Annotated in this window: 16 protein-coding genes and 1 tRNA gene; 7 read left to right on the top strand and 10 right to left on the bottom strand. The window is 47.3% G+C overall.

Annotated elements, in window-relative coordinates:
• Nucleotides 1-49 precede the first annotated feature (49 nt).
• A complete protein-coding gene (locus tag M2387_RS20585; protein ID WP_259052191.1) occupies nucleotides 50-397 on the top strand; it encodes a hypothetical protein in 348 nt (115 codons plus the stop codon).
• A gap of 134 nt (nucleotides 398-531) precedes the next feature.
• Here M2387_RS20585 and M2387_RS20590 read toward each other — a convergent pair whose 3' ends face one another.
• Complete coding sequence (locus M2387_RS20590) at nucleotides 532-1,959, bottom strand: hypothetical protein (RefSeq protein ID WP_259052192.1); 1,428 nt, start codon at nucleotides 1,957-1,959, stop codon at nucleotides 532-534.
• A 323-nt stretch (nucleotides 1,960-2,282) separates the two neighbouring features.
• On the opposite strand from M2387_RS20590, the gene M2387_RS20595 reads away from it, so the two are divergent.
• Complete coding sequence (locus tag M2387_RS20595; RefSeq protein ID WP_259052193.1) at nucleotides 2,283-2,915, top strand: dTMP kinase; 633 nt, start codon at nucleotides 2,283-2,285, stop codon at nucleotides 2,913-2,915.
• Nucleotides 2,916-3,042: 127 nt separating this feature from the next.
• On the opposite strand, the gene M2387_RS20600 is transcribed toward M2387_RS20595, so the two are convergent.
• The 3 genes from M2387_RS20600 to M2387_RS20610 all read right to left on the bottom strand — a co-directional run bounded on the left by M2387_RS20600 (nucleotide 3,043) and on the right by M2387_RS20610 (nucleotide 5,449).
• Nucleotides 3,043-3,118 (bottom strand) — tRNA-Asn (locus M2387_RS20600).
• Between the two features lie 100 nt (nucleotides 3,119-3,218).
• The gene (mtfA, locus tag M2387_RS20605) at nucleotides 3,219-4,016 is read right to left on the bottom strand and encodes a DgsA anti-repressor MtfA (protein WP_259052194.1); all 798 of its coding nucleotides are present in this window, start codon (nucleotides 4,014-4,016) and stop codon (nucleotides 3,219-3,221) included.
• 182 nt (nucleotides 4,017-4,198) lie between these two features.
• Nucleotides 4,199-5,449 (bottom strand): ArsB/NhaD family transporter, encoded by a 1,251-nt coding sequence (locus M2387_RS20610; RefSeq protein ID WP_259052195.1) that lies wholly within the window; start codon nucleotides 5,447-5,449, stop codon nucleotides 4,199-4,201.
• 468 nt (nucleotides 5,450-5,917) lie between these two features.
• Between M2387_RS20610 and ymdB the strand changes: the two genes are divergently transcribed.
• On the top strand, nucleotides 5,918-6,442 hold the full coding sequence (gene ymdB / locus M2387_RS20615) for an O-acetyl-ADP-ribose deacetylase (RefSeq protein WP_259052197.1): 525 nt from the start codon (nucleotides 5,918-5,920) through the stop codon (nucleotides 6,440-6,442).
• Nucleotides 6,443-6,490: 48 nt separating this feature from the next.
• Here the strand turns inward: ymdB and mdoC are convergent, their stop codons facing one another.
• Nucleotides 6,491-7,660: a glucans biosynthesis protein MdoC gene (gene mdoC, locus M2387_RS20620; RefSeq protein WP_259052199.1), complete on the bottom strand. Its 1,170-nt coding sequence runs from the start codon at nucleotides 7,658-7,660 to the stop codon at nucleotides 6,491-6,493.
• A 292-nt stretch (nucleotides 7,661-7,952) separates the two neighbouring features.
• Here mdoC and mdoG point away from each other — a divergent pair, with 292 nt between their 5' ends.
• From mdoG to M2387_RS20635, 3 genes are all read left to right on the top strand, one after another.
• Nucleotides 7,953-9,506 carry a glucans biosynthesis protein MdoG gene (gene mdoG, locus M2387_RS20625; protein WP_259052201.1) on the top strand — a complete coding sequence of 518 codons (1,554 nt, stop codon included), beginning with the start codon at nucleotides 7,953-7,955 and terminating at the stop codon, nucleotides 9,504-9,506.
• On the top strand, nucleotides 9,499-12,033 hold the full coding sequence (gene mdoH / locus M2387_RS20630) for a glucans biosynthesis glucosyltransferase MdoH (RefSeq protein WP_259052203.1): 2,535 nt from the start codon (nucleotides 9,499-9,501) through the stop codon (nucleotides 12,031-12,033). Before mdoG ends, mdoH begins: the two co-directional genes overlap by 8 nt.
• 157 nt (nucleotides 12,034-12,190) lie before the next feature.
• On the top strand, nucleotides 12,191-12,406 hold the full coding sequence (locus M2387_RS20635; RefSeq protein ID WP_259052466.1) for a YceK/YidQ family lipoprotein: 216 nt from the start codon (nucleotides 12,191-12,193) through the stop codon (nucleotides 12,404-12,406).
• A gap of 3 nt (nucleotides 12,407-12,409) precedes the next feature.
• Here the strand turns inward: M2387_RS20635 and M2387_RS20640 are convergent, their stop codons facing one another.
• A complete protein-coding gene (locus M2387_RS20640) occupies nucleotides 12,410-12,784 on the bottom strand; it encodes a MysB family protein (RefSeq protein ID WP_259052204.1) in 375 nt (124 codons plus the stop codon).
• 233 nt (nucleotides 12,785-13,017) lie between these two features.
• On the bottom strand, nucleotides 13,018-13,941 hold the full coding sequence (locus tag M2387_RS20645) for a Kdo(2)-lipid IV(A) acyltransferase (protein ID WP_259052205.1): 924 nt from the start codon (nucleotides 13,939-13,941) through the stop codon (nucleotides 13,018-13,020).
• Nucleotides 13,942-14,150: 209 nt separating this feature from the next.
• Here M2387_RS20645 and trhO point away from each other — a divergent pair, with 209 nt between their 5' ends.
• A complete protein-coding gene (trhO, locus tag M2387_RS20650) occupies nucleotides 14,151-15,200 on the top strand; it encodes an oxygen-dependent tRNA uridine(34) hydroxylase TrhO (protein WP_259052206.1) in 1,050 nt (349 codons plus the stop codon).
• A gap of 40 nt (nucleotides 15,201-15,240) precedes the next feature.
• Here the strand turns inward: trhO and M2387_RS20655 are convergent, their stop codons facing one another.
• From M2387_RS20655 to solA, 3 genes are all read right to left on the bottom strand, one after another.
• Nucleotides 15,241-15,807 (bottom strand): YceI family protein, encoded by a 567-nt coding sequence (locus tag M2387_RS20655; RefSeq protein WP_259052207.1) that lies wholly within the window; start codon nucleotides 15,805-15,807, stop codon nucleotides 15,241-15,243.
• A 15-nt stretch (nucleotides 15,808-15,822) separates the two neighbouring features.
• Nucleotides 15,823-16,377, bottom strand: coding sequence for a cytochrome b (locus M2387_RS20660; protein ID WP_259052208.1), 555 nt, complete (start codon nucleotides 16,375-16,377; stop codon nucleotides 15,823-15,825).
• A gap of 385 nt (nucleotides 16,378-16,762) precedes the next feature.
• Complete coding sequence (gene solA, locus M2387_RS20665; RefSeq protein WP_259052209.1) at nucleotides 16,763-17,884, bottom strand: N-methyl-L-tryptophan oxidase; 1,122 nt, start codon at nucleotides 17,882-17,884, stop codon at nucleotides 16,763-16,765.
• Between the last annotated feature and the right edge of the window lie 236 nt (nucleotides 17,885-18,120).

An 18,120-nucleotide genomic window follows, 5' to 3' on the forward strand; every position in this document is an offset into this window, starting at 1 on the left:
TCAAACAATTTTTTTAAATTTTGAATAATAATGAAAAGGGAGTTGATACATGGCAGGAGATTTTTTTCGTTGGACCCGCATCACCTGTGTCTCCGCATTACTTTTTAGCTTCACGGTGCTGGCCGACCAGCAAGGCAGGCAGCAGCTACAAGATCAATTTGCGGAGAAAAACCGGGAGCAGCATGAACAAATGCTTCAATCTGAACGCCAGTGGCGTGAGGATAGTGAGAAATCTGCTCGTGAATACAATGAGCAGATCCAGCGACAGCTCAAAGAACAGGAAGAAACCCGCAACAGAATTCATGATGAAGCTATTGCCGCGAATAAAAAGCGTGATGCGGCTTTGCTAAAACACGAACAATCGGACGCCCCTGCATCCAAGCCCGAGAGTCGGTAAGAGCCTGCATCCTTTCTACGTTCATACCCACATATTCTTCATTTTGCGAGAGTGCCACACTTTGGATTATGCCACATCCGTACGGTCACGGATGTGGACGGAAGACAGTATGGAAATAAGGGTTTGCACACCCGTTAATCTGTGATGCGCACATCTGTGAAGGTAAACCGTTTAGCCTGGCCATTGGCCTGGAAACCGATGCGAATAAACACTCTCAGTGTGTCAAAATAAGCGTAGTCGCTGCTGGCTTCCTTTCCGTCACCCAGATCATTTTTACAGATAAATACCAGATAGCGTCCGGGGAATTTTGGATTAAGCTCGGCGGCGTTATGCCACTCTTTGCTGGCAACGCAGGTCTGGCTGAGTGACTTATCGGTTTCAGGTTTATCTCTGTTACCGATCTGGCTGTGAGATGAATAAACCTTGCCCGGACTTAAAGGCAGCGCAATCGTATTGTCCAGCGTTTTACTCACCCAAGGTGCATCAGACATAATCTCCCATTTCTTGATATCCACCATATTGAACAGGCGCTGGTATTGGGAATAGAACACCGCATTACCTATCATCATCTTCATAATGGTCAGCGTCGTGCCATCTGGCTGAGTGTCAATTTTTGCCATCAGCCCTGGGCCGCCTTTTTCCGGGCCATTTTGGGTATAGGTTATAGAGCGGAAATTTGGTTTTTGCTGCGGATCGGAGAACGTACTGTCGATGATGCGGATAACCTCTGTCGGTAGAGCAAATCGCTGTAATGCTGCCGGGGAATTGTTTTCAATATCCGGATGCGCGGGTGCGGTATCGGCCACTGTTTTATTACGCCAGTTTAGCGTTCCACTCCCCTGGTAATGCAGGAGATCTCTGTTTGAACACAACTCTTTTGTCACGCGCGTCATATCGGGTGTAAGTGCAGTAAAGGTGGCATTTTTCGCGGGTCGTGTGTCAGTCACGACGCCCTGATTATCCAGTGAGAAGGTGGTAAGCGCCATGCCTTCCATTTTTTCACAGTTCAGAAGGACTCCTTCAATCTTCACTGAGTAAGGCGCACCGTATTTCTCATCGTGGTAGATTTTGTCGTAATCCGTTGCCAGACGCACCTTCAGCATCGCCCCTTCCCGCAGGCTATTATTGACATCCACAAACTGTTTTTCACCGGATTGACTACGGGAAGAAATGCCGACCCATAAGGGCTCAGGAATATTTTTCGTGCACAAATTTAGCCCAGATGTGGTCATAAACAAGCTGTCTGCATCGGGTTCGAACACGGAGCCCGGGATATAGCGGTCAATGGAGTCCGTGCTATAAACACGCAGTCCTTTCCCTGGCTGGGTATCGATAAACAGCAGTGTTTTATCTTGTGTCTGACAATCGGTATGGATCCATATCTCACTGATCTGACCCGTCATCGTCGTGACCCGATATGCCGCGTTTATGCCTTGCCCGATGCGAATTGTACTGTCTTGAACCCAGTCGATACTTTTAATAGGTAGGGGCGGGGGCATGTCGATAGCCAATACAGGGGCGGTGAGGATCATTGTCAAAGAAAGTACGGCTATCCGTTTCATCTCAAGTCCGTTGTCAAATCATGATGTTGAAGACAACTAACGATATACCAAAAGAGGGCGCGATATAACATAATAAGCGGATATTTTAACGTTATTTTCCCGGCAGCGCTGAGCGGATAAATGCCATGAATGCCATACTGAGCATGACATAGACATTAACACCGCTGGCCAGTCATTCCTGTACCGCCAGATGTCGATCAGGTTCGACAGGTTGAAGAGTATATCGCTTTTCTTTGTGGAGGAGAGCCGTCAAACGAAGGAAGGAAGATGCTTTTGCCCGATTTAAGTTTTACCAAAACAGTTTATCAATCAGCATTTGAAGCATGAGTCGTCCGCTGTTTGTTTCTCTGGATGGCCCCAAGGGAGCGGGCAAAACCACACTGCTGGAGGCCATGACGAAAGTTCTCCGGGCAGACAACAAGAAGGTCATCCGACTTTGCGAGAAAAAAAGCGATCCCTACAGGGGGGAAACTATGGCCCTCGTGAACAAACTCGCCAGAAATCCCTCCGTGGATTTGGAATGGGAGATTTGTGAGCGCTTTGCTGATAGCCGGGCCTGGATTTCCCAGCGAGTGCTGACTAAACAGCCGCCGGACAGCATCATTTTGATGGACAGGTGGTACCCGTCGGATGCCGCGTTTCGCCGTCTGGTTCCATTTGCAGAGATTTTACAGCTTAACATCGAACGAAGCGTGCGAATGCCAGACCTGCATGTCGGGGTTGTTACTTCACCTGATATATCATGGACGAGGGCAGCGGCCCGACCGCGTGGATTAAGCAGCACGGTGATTCATAAGCTGGAAGAGCATATCGCTTGTACCGAGGCGTTTGAGCGAGAAGTTGCAAATCACGGCTGGTTTTTATGCCGTAATGAAGGAACCCTCGAGGATGCAACAACTCGGGTGATTTCTGAGATCTACAGAGTGCTTGGATGTTCAACTCGCATCGATTTGTAGTGATAGACTTTCCGACGTATTCTGCCGGAGTTATCCTTGACGGTGCAGAGGATGAACTTAAAAGGAGAGGAAGCCATTGCCAGAAAGCAAAAAAGCAGATATCCGGGGATATCTGCTTTTCTAAATTTGGCTCCTCTGACTGGACTCGAACCAGTGACATACGGATTAACAGTCCGCCGTTCTACCGACTGAACTACAGAGGAATTGTGTTAACGAGGCATATGTTAGCGTTAGCGATTAAAACTGTCAACACTAAAACTAACATATTAATTAGTATGATTAATTTTAGAGCATGATGGTGGCTTAATGCGCGATTTTGTCGCTTGTATTGAGTATGTTTTGGCTCACTAATAGCCGTTGCATCGGGTCTTGCTGATAAAACTGGCAAAATCGTTGATAAAGTGAAGTAAACCGCGGCGTAAACAGCTGCGGGGCACTGAAAAAATATTCTGATAACACGGCAAAACACTCGGCCGGATCGGTAGCGGCATAGGCATCAATGCTGGAGGCTTCTTCACCGACCAAATCAATCTCATCCTGGATATGGTTCATGGCCGCATGCAGGTCCCGTTCCCAGCCAGCAATATCACGGAGATTGGTCAATGGTACGCCGCTGGCGTAACCGCCGTTACGCATATCAAGCTTATGCGCAACTTCGTGAATGATAAGATTAAACCCTGAGGCGTCAAAGGAGTCTTTGATATCGAGCCAGTTCAGAATAACAGGGCCTTGCTGCCAGCTTTGCCCAGAGTGAACAGCACGCTGCTGATGAACCAGACCATGCTCATCCTCCCACTCATCATCAACAGTAAAGGGCTGAGGATAAATTAAAACCTCATAGAACCCGTCAAGCCATTCAATACCTAACTCAAGCACCGGTAAGCAAAAAAGCAGGGCGATGCGGGTTGATTTCACCTCGTCGAGGGTGAAGCCTTCTAATGCCGACAGATGTTTTTGTTGCAGAAAGCGCTTTGCCAGCTGAATCAGTTTTTGCTGTTCAGTATCACTGAGCGAAGAGAGTAAGGGAATGGCCAGCGCTTGTTGCCAGGGCAGAGTATCAATGGGAGTCGAATCCTGTTCTTTCCATGGCCACTTGATCATTTTACCTGCTCACTAAGTGATTATAAGGAGATATGCCCGCCATACTTCAAGCCACCGGAGTCCGATGCTTGTATCCACGTGCCGGCAGGCGATTATTCAATCACTTGCCGAGCAGAGTTTCAACGATAGCAATCACATTTGTTAATGCAGAAAATGCATTCAGGTTTATTTATCTGGCATCGCTATGAGATAGCAAAGATCCATACGCTGGACAACAGCATACAAATCAGCGCCGTAATGCCTCCGGAACGAGTGAATTCCATAAATGAGATTTTTACTCCGTAGACTTTCGCTTGCTCAACCACAATAATCCCGGCCAGGCTGCCAAAGACAAAGAAGTTACTTGAAAAGCCTGAACCCAGCGCCAGCGCCGCACCCAGCGCATCGATGCTTCCTTCATGGGTCACATAAGGCACTAGCAACATAATTGCCGGGTTATTACCCACAATAATGCACAGTAAACCGGTGATTAAAAACAGAACAATAGGGTTATTCAGGTCGATACCATACTTATGCAAACTAAGCAGAATATCACTTGGGATCCCGGTATTTGCCAGAGCCGCGTTGACGACAAACAGCCCCATAATCAGCAGCAGCAAATTACCATCGACTAATTTCAGCATGTCATTAGAAGATATCGAACGGTTGATAAGCAGCAGTCCGGCGGCAGTTAGTGCAATAATTTCCTTAGAAATATCGGTAAAAATAAAACAGAAGATAATCGCGAAAGTAATCACCCCGGCTTTTGCCGTTTCCCAGGTATCGAGTTTAACATCCCCTGGTGCTGCTGACCCCGCTCTGGTTTGCGCGGCCTGTAGCTGGTCTTTAGCGATATACCAGCGATTACGATAGAGCAGGGTGACCACAACCCAGATAACAATTAATGACAGTAAAGCAGGGATACCCGCCGACTGTAATAATCCCATAAAGGATAAATCCAGCCCCTGGGAAATTATCATATTTTTCGGGCTACCAATCAGCGACCCGGCAGACCCGTTATTGGCGGCAAAACAAAATGCCAGTAAAAAAGGAATTGGATTCAGTCCGCGAGCCAGGGTTATTGAAACCAGCAGTGGAGTCATAGCGACAATAACCACGTCGTTGGTCAGCAATGCAGACAACACACCTCCCACCACAATCAGCACGGCAAGTAGCACTGGAGGGGTTACATTCAATGTAGCTACTTTTTTAACCGTCCAGGCATAAAAACCTGAAACGACAAACGAAGCTGAGACCACCATCAAACCGAATAGCATGCCAATAGTGCCATAATCAATGGACATCCAGGCTTTAGGAGGCGTGATGCTGCCGATAGTCATCATTGCCATAGCACCAATAATTGCCGCGCCCGTTCGGTCTACTTTAAAGCCTGGAAGGCTACCAAAACCCATAGCGATATAAACCAAAAGGAAGATAAGAACGGTTAAGTCCATCTTAGTGCCACCGTGATAATAAATTTTTACAGTAAATTAACTAGCTAGCTTTGTGAAAGCAAGCAAGGACCCGGTCTAATCAACGTCAATTTTGATTTCATTCTTGCTAAAGCATATGCGAATTTTCATCATTTACGAAAGCCCGGGGATATTTTTGTGTGGCTGCAATATCAAATGTTAACATGGCCAGGTGACAGCTTACCGCCTGACGCCTGTCAGTGTTCTGCTTTTGTTCTGAAAGCGAAAGACGAGAATTAATGAAAAATATCAATCCGTCTTCTGCCTGATATCGCAATTCTGGCAGGTGGTATATATTTTTTGTCATAAATCCGCACTAGAGTAGCGCGCAATAGTCAAAGTAGCGTACCGCAGGATCAAACGAACAAATTATCCCGTTGTTATGGTGAACGGGAAGTATCGCCGCTGATTCAGCTTGAGTTGTGGCAAAGATTTTCAGGAGAGAACGGAATGAGTGACTGCATACAGGTGATCAGAGGGGATATCACGCAACTTGATGTTGATGTCATTGTTAATGCTGCAAATCCCTCTCTTATGGGCGGTGGCGGCGTGGATGGTGCTATTCACCGTGCAGCGGGCGAGACGATCCTTGAAGCCTGTAAAACTATTCGGCGGCAAGAGGGAGACTGTGACCCGGGTCATGCAGTGATTACTGAGGCGGGTAATATCACTGCACTTGCGATTATTCATGCTGTCGGCCCGGTCTGGCAGGGGGGGGACCAGCAGGAGGCTGAGTTACTGGCACAGACCTATCATAATTGCCTTGAACTGGCCGCTGCAAACCGTTATCGCACCATCGCATTTCCCGCTATTTCAACCGGTGCTTATGGTTTCCCTAAACAGCAGGCTGCGCGTATTGCATGGGATACCGTGTATCGCTATCTCGGTTTGCGTCCATTGCCTGAACGGGCAATTTTTGTCTGTTTTGATGACGAGACACAACAAATTTATCAGGCAATAGCTGACTCTCTGTGAATTCAAGTATTCGCTCCTAAGGAGGCCTGTCCAAAGGAGCGAAGGGATTTATTTATTTGTCTGAGATGTTTTACTGGTGTCTGACGTTGAGGGATTAGCTTTACCCGAAAACAGAAAACGTAACAGGGGAATACGCAGATGAATTTCATAAAGTATCAGTGCAATACCGATAACGAACACCAGTCCGGCAAGGAAACCCAGCAGGTTTGAACTGATTAGCGGCGTGATATAGGCACCGAAAAAGAGTGTCAGAGGGTGGTGCACCAGATACAGGAATAAAGAGGCATTAACAAAATAGGTTATCCGTGAGGACTGGACGTTAAGTAGCCGATAGCCTAGTGAAAACACCACATTCACCATCCAAAGTCCCATCAGCATATTGATGCAGCTTTCGGTCTCATACATCCACTCATCACCGCTGCCATATCGCTGATTAAGAATATAAGCAATTAATGCAACGGCTGAACCCAGGGTACAACCGGTGGAAGGCGTTATAAACAGCGTCTTTAATGATTCGCGGGTGAAAATGAGTGCGCCGAGAACAAAAAAAGGTAAATAGAACAGGGTTTGCATCACCACGAAATTAAATAAACCGTCGCCTAACAAGGCCGGATAGGTCATCAGTATGAGTCTGCGTATCCCGGCATAAAAGATACCAAAACCTAAAAACAGCAGTGACAGCTTAAATAAAGTCGGGGGTTTCTGCGGGTCTGATGCGGTTTTCCCGCTGATGTGAGCGATAAATTTAAACAGAGCCATACCGATAGTGGTTAACACTATCAGTACCAGTAAAAACCAGAGATGGGATATCAGCTCCCATGCCATTGCATTGTATTTTTCATACCCACTCAACAGATGCCAGGTTTCTGCTTGCCCTTTAATAGAGAGCAGCATCAAGAACTGCGGGAGCGTCAAGAGTGGAATAGCGGCAAGCATTGGAATACCAACACGTAAAACTCTCACCTTCCACCAGCGTTTTATGGGGTAACGCAGAAAAAGCATGTAAGAGAAATAGCCAGAAATAACGAAAAATACCTGCATGCGGAAGGCATGGATAAAATCATTAAAAAGCGTGAAACCTGCGGAAGAGGTTGCGCTATTGACATGCCATTGATGTGCGGAATAAATCAATGACAAATGAAAAGGAATACCTAATAGCATCAACCAGGCGCGGATGGAATCAAGAAAGTATTCACGTTGTTTAGGGGGATTACTCATATCACTCCGGACTGTTCCAGATTTTTCGTCTTGTTGTTAAGCTTTTTGCCGTTAAACTTATTGTTTGCTAAGGGGTAAAATACACCGGGTAGCAGGTTATCCGTGGTAACCGTACACTAAGCGTGTCATTCTGTCTCTCGGATGCATTCTTAAAATCAATTTTAACCACTTGTTTGCTCAATAGCTGAGCCAGCGCGTTGAAGAATGCGGGGATTCAGTTGTCGTAAACCCTGAGTTTACATTAAAATGGTAAGATTGATTCGAGCACACAAAGGGGGATGTGCTGGTTAATATGAAACATAAATCGGAACTAATGAAATTACGCTGGTTGGGTGCGGTAGTGATGTTGTCTCTTTATACAACGTCGGTATGGGCCTTCTCAATTAATGATGTCGCAGAACAGGCAAAAAATTTAGCAAGCAAAAGCTACGAAGTACCTAAAAGCAATCTGCCGTCACAATTGCGTAATATGAAGTACGCGGATTACCAGCAGATCCAGTTTAACCATGATAAAGCTTACTGGAGCGATTTAAAAACCCCGTTTAAGCTCGAGTTTTACCATCAGGGCATGTACTTTGACACGCCAGTCACTCTTAATGAAGTGACCGCGACGACTGTGCGAAAAATCGGCTATAACCCGGACTACTTTGATTTTGGTACGCTGAAAACAGACAAAGACTCAATGAAAGACCTGGGCTTTGCTGGATTTAAAATTCTCTATCCTATCAATGATAAGGGTAAGGATGATGAAATCGTCAGCATGCTTGGTGCGAGCTATTTCCGCGTTATAGGTGCCGGACAAGTGTATGGTTTGTCGGCTCGCGGTCTGGCGATCGATACAGCTTTACCTTCAGGTGAAGAGTTTCCACGTTTCCGTGAATACTGGATCGAGCGTCCGAAAGCGAATGATAAAACGCTCGTCCTCTATGCATTACTCGACTCGCCTCGCGCAACCGGCGCATATCGCTTTATGATTATCCCGGGCCGCGATACTGTGGTCAGAGTCCAGTCTAAAATCTACCTGCGTGACAAAGTCGGTAAAATTGGCGTGGCACCGCTGACCAGCATGTTCTTGTTCGGTCCGAATCAACCTTCTCCAAATATCAATTACCGTCCTGAAATGCATGACTCTAACGGTTTATCGATTCAAGCCGGTAATGGCGAATGGATTTGGCGTCCGTTAAACAATCCTAAACATCTGGCTGTCAGTTCCTATGCCACGGAAAATCCGTTAGGTTATGGTCTGCTCCAGCGTGGTCGTCAGTTCTCTCGTTTTGAAGATTTAGATGACCGCTATGACCTGCGTCCAAGCGCCTGGATAACACCAAATGGTGACTGGGGCAAAGGGCGTGTTGAATTAGTCGAAATTCCAACCAACGATGAAACCAACGATAATATCGTGGCTTACTGGACTCCGGACACCTTACCAGAGCCAGGCGTTGAAATGAATTTCAACTACAGCATAACCTTCAGTCGTGATGAAGATAAACTTCATGCACCAGACAGCGCCTATGCGACACAGACCCGACGTTCACTGGGTGATGTGAAACAGGCAAATCTGGTACGTCAGCCTGACGGTACAACTGCATTTGTTATCGATTTCACTGGCATAGATATGAAAAAACTGCCAGAAGATACGCCAGTTACAGCGCAAACCAGTATTGGTGAAAACGGTGAAATCGTTGACAGCCAGCTGCGTTATAACCCGACAATTAAGGGCTGGCGTCTGACACTGCGTGTGAAGCAAAAAGATGACAAAAAGATAACCGATATGCGTGCGGCACTGGTCAATGGTGATCAGACGTTGAGTGAAACCTGGAGCTATCAGCTACCTGCAAATGAATAAGTCCACTGTTACTACATCTGATTATATTGCAGCCCTGAATCTGTCGGATGCCGAGCGCGCGCAACTGCCTGAAGAAAGTCTTCAGGCAGTACATACTGCACTTGATACCCGTGACCAGCACTTTCAACGTGAGGATGATTCACCGCTGGCTTCAGTAGAGTCACGTCTGAAGACAGTCTGGCCTGATTCACTGAAAAAAGGGCAGCTGGGTCTGGATTATGAAGGGCGCACTCAGTTGCAGGCGATGCCGGAAATCACGAGAACGGCGATGCATCCGGACCCATGGCGCACCAACCCGATTGGGCGTTTTTGGGACAGGATCAGAGGGCGTGAAATTCACAGCCGCAGCGTTGCGCGTGAAGATAATGCGGCAGAACAGCAGTGGCGTATGGTGGGTACAATTCGCCGTTATATCTTGCTGTTACTAACCCTGTCACAAACCGTCGTCGCCACTTGGTATATGAAAACCATCCTGCCTTATCAGGGATGGGCTTTTATTAACCCACTGGAAATGGGGAATCAGGATTTGTGGGTATCATTTATGCAGCTTCTGCCTTATGTGCTGCAAAGTGGTATTCTGATCCTGTTTGCCGTTCTTTTCTGTTGGGTTTCAGCCGGTTTCTGGACCGCTCTGATGGGCTTCCTGCAGCTACTGATGGGGAAAGATAAATACAGTATCTCTGCCTCGACGACCGGCAATGAACCCATCGATCCGGCGCATCGTACAGCATTGATCATGCCTATCTGTAATGAAGATGTGGCGCGTGTTTTTGCCGGACTACGGGCAACCTGGGAATCGGTAAAAGCGACTGGTCAGCAGCGACACTTTGATGTGTATATTCTCAGTGACAGCTACGACCCGGATATCTGCGTTGCGGAGCAAAAAGCCTGGCTGGAACTGATAGCAGAAGTTGAAGGAGAAGGGCAAATCTTCTACCGTCGTCGCCGTCGTCGTGTGAAACGTAAAAGTGGCAACATCGATGATTTCTGCCGTCGCTGGGGTAAACAGTACAGCTATATGCTGGTGCTGGATGCCGACTCGGTGATGAGTGGTGACTGCCTGACGAATCTGGTCCGTCTGATGGAAGCGAATCCAAAAGCCGGGATTATCCAGTCTTCTCCGAAGGCATCCGGTATGGATACCTTATATGCTCGCTGCCAGCAATTTGCGACCCGAGTCTATGGGCCACTCTTTACTGCCGGATTACATTTCTGGCAATTAGGGGAGTCACATTACTGGGGCCACAACGCCATTATCCGCGTTAAGCCGTTTATGGAACACTGTGCCCTGGCACCGTTGCCGGGTGACGGTAACTTTGCCGGTTCCATATTGTCTCATGACTTCGTGGAAGCAGCTCTGATGCGTCGTGCTGGCTGGGGCGTATGGATTGCCTATGACTTACCGGGTTCCTATGAAGAGTTACCGCCAAACCTGCTGGATGAACTCAAGCGTGACCGTCGCTGGTGTCAGGGTAACCTGATGAACTTCCGGTTATTCCTGGTAAAAGGAATGCATCCGGTGCACCGTGCTGTGTTCCTCACCGGGGTGATGTCCTACCTGTCAGCACCGCTTTGGTTTATGTTCCTGGCGCTCTCTACTGCACTTCAGGTTGTACATGCCCTGACTGAACCTCAGTATTTCCTGCAGCCTTATCAGCTCTACCCGGTATGGCCACAATGGCGTCCGGAACTGGCAATTGCTTTATTTGCCTCGACTATGGTGCTGCTATTCCTGCCGAAACTGCTGAGTATCATCCTTATCTGGTGCAAAGGCAGTAAAGAGTACGGTGGTTTCTGTCGCGTCACCTGTTCGCTGTTGCTGGAAGTCTTATTCTCAGTCTTGCTGGCACCGGTTCGTATGCTGTTCCATACCGTGTTTGTGGTCAGCGCGTTCCTTGGCTGGGAAGTGGTATGGAATTCGCCGCAGCGAGACGATGATTCGACGCCATGGAGCGAAGCCTTTATGCGTCATGGTTCACAGCTCCTGCTGGGCCTGGTGTGGGCGGTCGGTATGGCATATCTGGATCTGCGTTTCCTGTTCTGGCTGGCGCCGATTGTCTTCTCGTTAATTCTGTCGCCATTTGTGTCGGTATTCTCGAGCCGAACCACGCTGGGTCTGCGGACTAAGCGCTGGAAACTGTTCCTGATACCGGAGGAGTATTCTCCGCCACAAGTATTGGTTGATACGGATAAATACTTACAGCGTAATCGTAGCCGTGCTCTGAGCGATGGTTTTATGCATGCGGTATTTAATCCGGCACTGAATGCGCTGGCAACGGCGATGGCAACGGCACGACATCGTTCGGGCCCCGTGCTGGATATAGCACGTGAGCGTCATGTAGAGCAGGCTCTGAATGAAACGCCAGATAAACTATCGCGCGATCGACGTCTGGTGCTATTAAGCGATCCTGTGACAATGTCACGTTTACATTATCGCGTATGGGCGAACCCACAACGTTATTCATCCTGGGTGAAGAGCTACCAGCAGGTTGCCCTTAACCCCTTGGCATTATCCGTGAAATCATAATAATCGTGTAGCGCCGGGATGAAAGATAACCGGCTCTGCCATTATGATATTATCGCCGGGATACTCAACCAATACCGACCATCAGGTCGGTATTTTTTCATCAGCTCAATTGCGGCATCTTTTATGTCAGCAGGAATAAAAATTGTTAAAAATCATAATGGTAATACTGGTGACTAGTTTGCTCACTGGTTGTGGCAGTATCATCAGCCGAACAGTACCGGGTCAAGGACACGGTAACCAGTATTACCCTGGCGTACAGTGGGATATGCGTGATAGCGCATGGCGCTATCTTACGGTCCTGGATTTGCCATTTTCACTGGTCTTCGACACCCTGTTACTGCCTATTGATGCGAGCCACGGGCCATATGAGTAAGGCTTAACGATAGTCCCATTCATCAGCGGCACTTTGCCCCTCTTCAGTATCCAGGGAAGGATCGAGCTGAAACTCGCCTTCGTCCCATTCGTGCAGGGTATTCTCCTCCAGCCACTCCTGACGAATTTCAACTTCATCATAGTCACCATCGAAAACACTCTGTGCTGCCGCTCCGCTTAATGCGGGCAGACACTCTCCGCTGTCCTCCTCACTGGCAAAAAACTCAGCCTGCCACATGATATCGCCGTCCTGCATTACATATTTCTGGATATTGAATTGCTCAATATTACTGCTCTCTTCATCCAGTTCTGGGTTTTCGGCAAGAAACAGTTCTCGGGCAGCATCAATAGCTTCATCGAGGGTGATATAGAGGGTCATATTTTTTCTCCGGATAGGGTGGGATATAAAGAAATCATAGACCAAGATTCTCTTGAAGTATGACTGAAAGAAAAAAAGTAATGTGTGACAGATGTTGTCGGATCAGTGCGGGATAGTACGTCCTGGAATCAAGTACGGATAGTTGCTATCTGACAGGGGGATTCGTTGTGGTAGCGGGCGAAGTATTCTCTACTTTGCCCGCAGTGGATTAGGATTATAAGCGATTAAGAAGACTACAAATATCTGTCTGGTACTCCTTCGGGGCGAGTCTTGAAGCGACGATGAAGCCACATATATTGCTCCGGAGCCATATTGATACAGTGTTCAATAATTCCGTTCATCCAGCGAGCAGTCTCTTCCGGGCTTTCGAGTGGCGGTGAGCACTCCGGTGTCAGGATGGTGAGTTCATAACCTTTACCGCCGGGTAAACGGCGCGGAACAAAGGGAACGATACTGGCCCCGGATAGTTTTGCCAGAGTATAGGTGCCGGTAGTGGTGGCGGCTTGCTCTACGGCGAAAAATGGGACAAAAGCGCTGCCACGAGGCCCATAGTCATGATCGGGGGCATACCAGATAATTTCGCCTTGCTTAAGCGCCCGGATCATTCCTTTCAGATCTTTTCTGTCTAACATGCTTTTATTAGAACGCATTCTGCCTTTGGTCTGTATCCAGTCGATGACCGGATTATCATTCGGCCGATAAACGCCAATACCCGGCGTTTTAATGCCAAAAATGCGTGCTCCCAGTTCAAGCGTTAAAAAATGAACGCCGATCAGTAAGACTCCCTGACCTGACGCCTGGATTTTTTTTACCTTTTCCGCTCCATCATAGTGGCACCAGTGGTTAATACGCTCTGTGGGCCAGAACCATGCCATACCGGTCTCGATGAGCCCCATACCCAGTGATTCAAAGTTAGTCACGGTCATCTTTTCCCGTTGATCGACTGTCATATCCGGGAAGCACAACTCCAGATTACGGCGGACAATACTAGCGCGACGCTTCATCAGACGCATTGACAGGCGGCCTAATCCACAACCAAATCGGTACAACAGTGGATAAGGAAGTTGTACCAGAAGGTATAACAGGCCGATTCCAAACCAGACTCCCCAGTAGCGAGGGTGGAGTAATGCGCGTGAGAATTGTGGTAAGTTTGTCATTGCTAACCTTTTCTTCATTATTATTAGATCTTTTTAGCCACCTATTGTGACATTTTTTTGTCACTAAGCTAAATTTTGTATCAAAAACTTCCGCTCTAACATGTTCTTTCGCAATCAATAAATAAAATGTAGCTCAAAAGGGATAGATGTAAATTGCTGTTTTTTGCTTTATGATGCAGGCCCTTTTTAATGATTGCAGAGTGAACACCATGCCAGTGTTACATAACCGCATATCGAATGAGGCTTTACGTGAACGTATGCTGGCTGAAACCGAGCCGCGTACCACTATCTCATTCTATAAATATTTTACTCTTGAAGAACCACAAATTGTGCGCGATTCACTTTATCAAGCCTGTACTCAACTCGATGTATTTGGTCGGGTTTATTTGGCTCATGAAGGTATCAATGCGCAGATTAGCGTGCCTCAGAGCCGGGTAGCGGCATTTAAAGCGATGATTTACGCGTTCCATCCCGCACTGAATAACTTACGCCTGAATATCGCCCTCGAGGACGATGGTAAGTCATTCTGGGTATTGCGTATGAAGGTACGCGATCGCATTGTGGCTGATGGCATTGATGACCCGACCTTTGATGCCAGCGATGTCGGTGAGTATCTCAATGCCGCGCAAGTCAATGAAATGCTGGATGATCCCCAGGCTGTTTTTGTCGATATGCGTAACCACTACGAATACGAAGTCGGGCATTTTAGCGATGCGATGGAAATCCCGGCCGATACCTTCCGCGAGCAGTTACCGAAAGCGGTTGAGATGCTCTCGGATGATAAAGACAAAAAAATAGTCATGTACTGTACCGGAGGAATTCGCTGTGAAAAAGCGAGTGCCTTTATGCGTCATAATGGCTTCGAGAATGTTTATCATATTGAAGGCGGGATTATTGAGTATGCGCGTAAGGCGCGTGAACAAGAGTTGCCGGTGCGTTTTATCGGTAAGAACTTTGTCTTTGATGAGCGGATGGGGGAGCGTATCTCCGATGACGTGATTGCGCATTGCCACCAATGCGGCACCGCCTGTGATAGCCATACCAATTGTAAAAACGATGGCTGCCATCTGCTGTTTATTCAGTGCCCGAGCTGTGCTGAGAAATTCAATGGTTGCTGCAGTGATATCTGCAGGGAAGAACTGGTCTTGTCACCAGAAGAGCAGCGTCGTCGTCGTGCAGGTCGTGAGAATGGCAATAAAATCTTCAATAAATCACGCGGATTACTCAATACTACTTTAGGTATTCCCGATCCTGAGTGAAATATAATGCTCTCCCGGTGACGGGAGAGCATTGGCTTTACTACTGCTGAATACCTTCCACAGAAATCGTTAATTCAACTTCTTGTGATTTAGGCCCCAGATCGCTGTTAATATTAAAATCTTTCAGCTTAAATTTACCCTGTGCTTCAAATCCTGCACGCTTGCCACCCCAAGGGTCATCACCTTGGCCGACCAGTTCTGCCGTCAAGGTTACAGGCTTAGTGACACCGTTAAGCGTCAGATTACCGTCAATTTTAAGGGCGTCAGCTTCTTTTGTTACCCCGGTCGAAACATAGGTCGCTTCAGGGAACTTGTCTGCGCTCAGGAAATCGTTACTGCGTAAGTGCTTGTCACGCTCAGCGTGGTTAGTGTCAACGCTGGTAGTCTTGATGGTGACGTTGATTTTGTCCTTCGACGGATCTTTCTCGTCATAGCTGAAGTTACCGCTGAAATCGTTGAATGCACCATTCAACCAGCTATAGCCCAGGTGCTGAATACGGAAACTGACGGTGGAGTGTTCACTGTCAATTTTATAGTCGGCTGCAACAGCAGAACCGGCAGAGAATAACAGAGCGGCTAAAGTAGTACCCAGCAGGATTTTTTTCATTGTCTTACTCCATAGTTAACGGGACGCTTTACCCAGCATTCGTTTGAGGGTGGCATCTTTATCAATAAAATGATGTTTTAGTGCGGCCAGGCCATGTAACAGGGAAATAATTAATACTCCCCAGGCCAGCCAAAGGTGGATGCTTCCCGCTAAATCAGCCTGGGTTGCACCCGCGGCAAAGATTGCCGGGATCTCGGTCAAGCCAAACACACTGATACCTTTGCCATCAGCAGTTGAAATGAAATAACCGCTAAGCAAAATGCTAAATAACAGGGTGTAGAGCAAAATATGTGCCGCGACTGAGGCGATACGCGTCAGGCGCGAGTAACTTTTTAATGCCGGGGGGGGCGGTGAAATAAACCGCCAGATCACGCGAATGACCATTACCAGCATTAATGTAATACCGATACTTTTATGTAAGTTCGGTGCTTTATGATACCAGTCACTATAATAGCTGAGTGTCACCATCCATAAGCCCAGCGCAAACATGCCATACACGGTTATTGCAACTAACCAGTGAATTAAAACTGAGATATGGCCGTAGCGTTGTGGCGAGTTTCGCCATTGCATAATTTAACATCCGGTTTACACGAAATTAAAACGAACCTTAGACGATCCACATTCTTTAAATCAACTTAAAAATATCGCTAATTAAATATAAATAATGTCTTTCATAAAATTTGATTGATAATGGTGGTTCTTTTTCTGTTTTATCGAAATCTAATGCAAGATTATTGATATTTTACGGTTTTATTGCAGTTTGAGTTGTTCTTGATATTTGTACATATAACTGTTTATTTGTTTTTTATTGTCAGTTTTCTTCAGTGTAAATACGGTTTATGAGAGAGATAAGATAATCGTATTACTGTGGCTTTTCACGAGAGAGGTTTATTACTGAGGGCTGGATAAGACTATTTCTGGGGAGGTGTGGTGGCATTACCACCACACAAAGAGATTATATTTTATTAAAACGAGACAGGGAGAAGGGTGATAAATCAAACGCAGATTCTTTACCCAGAGCAAACTGACAGGCAATTTCGCCTAATGCAGACGCAAATTTAAAACCATGGCCACTCAGGCCCGTAATAATCAAGGTATTAGCATGTTCTGGCAGGGTATCAATAATGAAGTCTTCGTCCGGTGTATTATCATAGGTGCAAGCAGCACCGTGTAAACAACAGCCAATACCGGGTAGGAAATCACGCAGGAACGGAAAGACTTCCATACCATCACCAGGCATTCGTCCGAAGGGCACTCTTTGCTCTGGTGAGTCGATAACCTGCCCGCCATTATGTTTAGCGACCTTTAACTCGTTATCTTCTGACGGGAAGCCGTAATACTGGTCACCATTTGGCGTTTCGGCAGTAAATGCCGGGAAGCGGTTATTTTCGCTGTAACGACCATCAGCCTGATGCCAGGCAAAAATCTTACGCACTGGCGTGATGGGTAATTCTGGCAGCAGTTTTTTCACCCAGGTACCGGCACTGATTAACAGTTTAGCGCCCTGATAGTTGCCTTCGGCTGTGATAACAGTGACGCCGTCATCCTGATGCAAGATTTCAGTCACAGGGCAGTTAAACAGCTGAGCTGCTCCCCCCTGTTTCGCCAGACGAATATAGGTCTCAACCGCCACTTCACTTTTTAGTACGCCAGAGTCAGCTTCAAAAAGGCCAATGTAATCAGCGGGGATCTGAATTTCTGGCCAGCGTGCCTGAACGGCTTCCGCGTCCATTCTTTCGACAGGTAACGCGTATTTTTCGACACTTTGGGCGATATTTTTAATGAACAACGAATCAGTCGGGCCGACATTGATAACCCCGGTACGATGGAATATCTTCTCGCCACTCATCTCAGCCAGCGCATCCCACAGCTTCTGAGCACGCAATACTAGCGGTACATATTTTTCCCCTTCACCATAGGCATGGCGCATCAGGCGAGTGTCACCATGATGACTTCCTTCTGTATGAGGAGGATGGGCGCTGTCAATCATCAGCACCTTCAGGCCAGAATTGGCTGCATAACAACCTGCGGCAGCGCCAACAGACCCGCTGCCAACGATGATAAGATCATATTTCATGGTTTTTCTCATTATGTGCCTGTCAAACTGAAGCTTCCCGAAGAGGGGGCAGCTAAGCTGCTTACAGCGTTCCGGGAGTCACTGGAATTTTTTACTTCAGAGAGGGTAATTAATTCGGCGCATTCATGCAATTTCTGTGGGGATAAAAATGGCAAAGGCACCGTTAAAGTGCCCCGTTTTGAATGGCGAGGGGACAGGCTGTGCCCCCCTCGATGGCTGGCAAACATCATCTTGAG

This window comes from Klebsiella sp. BIGb0407 (assembly GCF_024807845.1).
In the GTDB taxonomy this organism is placed as follows: Bacteria; Pseudomonadota; Gammaproteobacteria; order Enterobacterales; family Enterobacteriaceae; genus JGM124.

Excerpts from the sequence above, each read along its gene's own strand:
- M2387_RS20585 (WP_259052191.1), top strand. The coding sequence starts at position 50 with ATGGCAGGAGATTTTTTTCGTTGGACCCGCATCACCTGTGTCTCCGCA.
- M2387_RS20590 (WP_259052192.1), bottom strand. The coding sequence starts at position 1,959 with ATGAAACGGATAGCCGTACTTTCTTTGACAATGATCCTCACCGCCCCT.
- M2387_RS20595 (WP_259052193.1), top strand. The coding sequence starts at position 2,283 with ATGAGTCGTCCGCTGTTTGTTTCTCTGGATGGCCCCAAGGGAGCGGGC.
- mtfA (WP_259052194.1), bottom strand. The coding sequence starts at position 4,016 with ATGATCAAGTGGCCATGGAAAGAACAGGATTCGACTCCCATTGATACT.
- M2387_RS20610 (WP_259052195.1), bottom strand. The coding sequence starts at position 5,449 with ATGGACTTAACCGTTCTTATCTTCCTTTTGGTTTATATCGCTATGGGT.
- ymdB (WP_259052197.1), top strand. The coding sequence starts at position 5,918 with ATGAGTGACTGCATACAGGTGATCAGAGGGGATATCACGCAACTTGAT.
- mdoC (WP_259052199.1), bottom strand. The coding sequence starts at position 7,660 with ATGAGTAATCCCCCTAAACAACGTGAATACTTTCTTGATTCCATCCGC.
- mdoG (WP_259052201.1), top strand. The coding sequence starts at position 7,953 with ATGAAACATAAATCGGAACTAATGAAATTACGCTGGTTGGGTGCGGTA.
- mdoH (WP_259052203.1), top strand. The coding sequence starts at position 9,499 with ATGAATAAGTCCACTGTTACTACATCTGATTATATTGCAGCCCTGAAT.
- M2387_RS20635 (WP_259052466.1), top strand. The coding sequence starts at position 12,191 with ATGGTAATACTGGTGACTAGTTTGCTCACTGGTTGTGGCAGTATCATC.
- M2387_RS20640 (WP_259052204.1), bottom strand. The coding sequence starts at position 12,784 with ATGACCCTCTATATCACCCTCGATGAAGCTATTGATGCTGCCCGAGAA.
- M2387_RS20645 (WP_259052205.1), bottom strand. The coding sequence starts at position 13,941 with ATGACAAACTTACCACAATTCTCACGCGCATTACTCCACCCTCGCTAC.
- trhO (WP_259052206.1), top strand. The coding sequence starts at position 14,151 with ATGCCAGTGTTACATAACCGCATATCGAATGAGGCTTTACGTGAACGT.
- M2387_RS20655 (WP_259052207.1), bottom strand. The coding sequence starts at position 15,807 with ATGAAAAAAATCCTGCTGGGTACTACTTTAGCCGCTCTGTTATTCTCT.
- M2387_RS20660 (WP_259052208.1), bottom strand. The coding sequence starts at position 16,377 with ATGCAATGGCGAAACTCGCCACAACGCTACGGCCATATCTCAGTTTTA.
- solA (WP_259052209.1), bottom strand. The coding sequence starts at position 17,884 with ATGAAATATGATCTTATCATCGTTGGCAGCGGGTCTGTTGGCGCTGCC.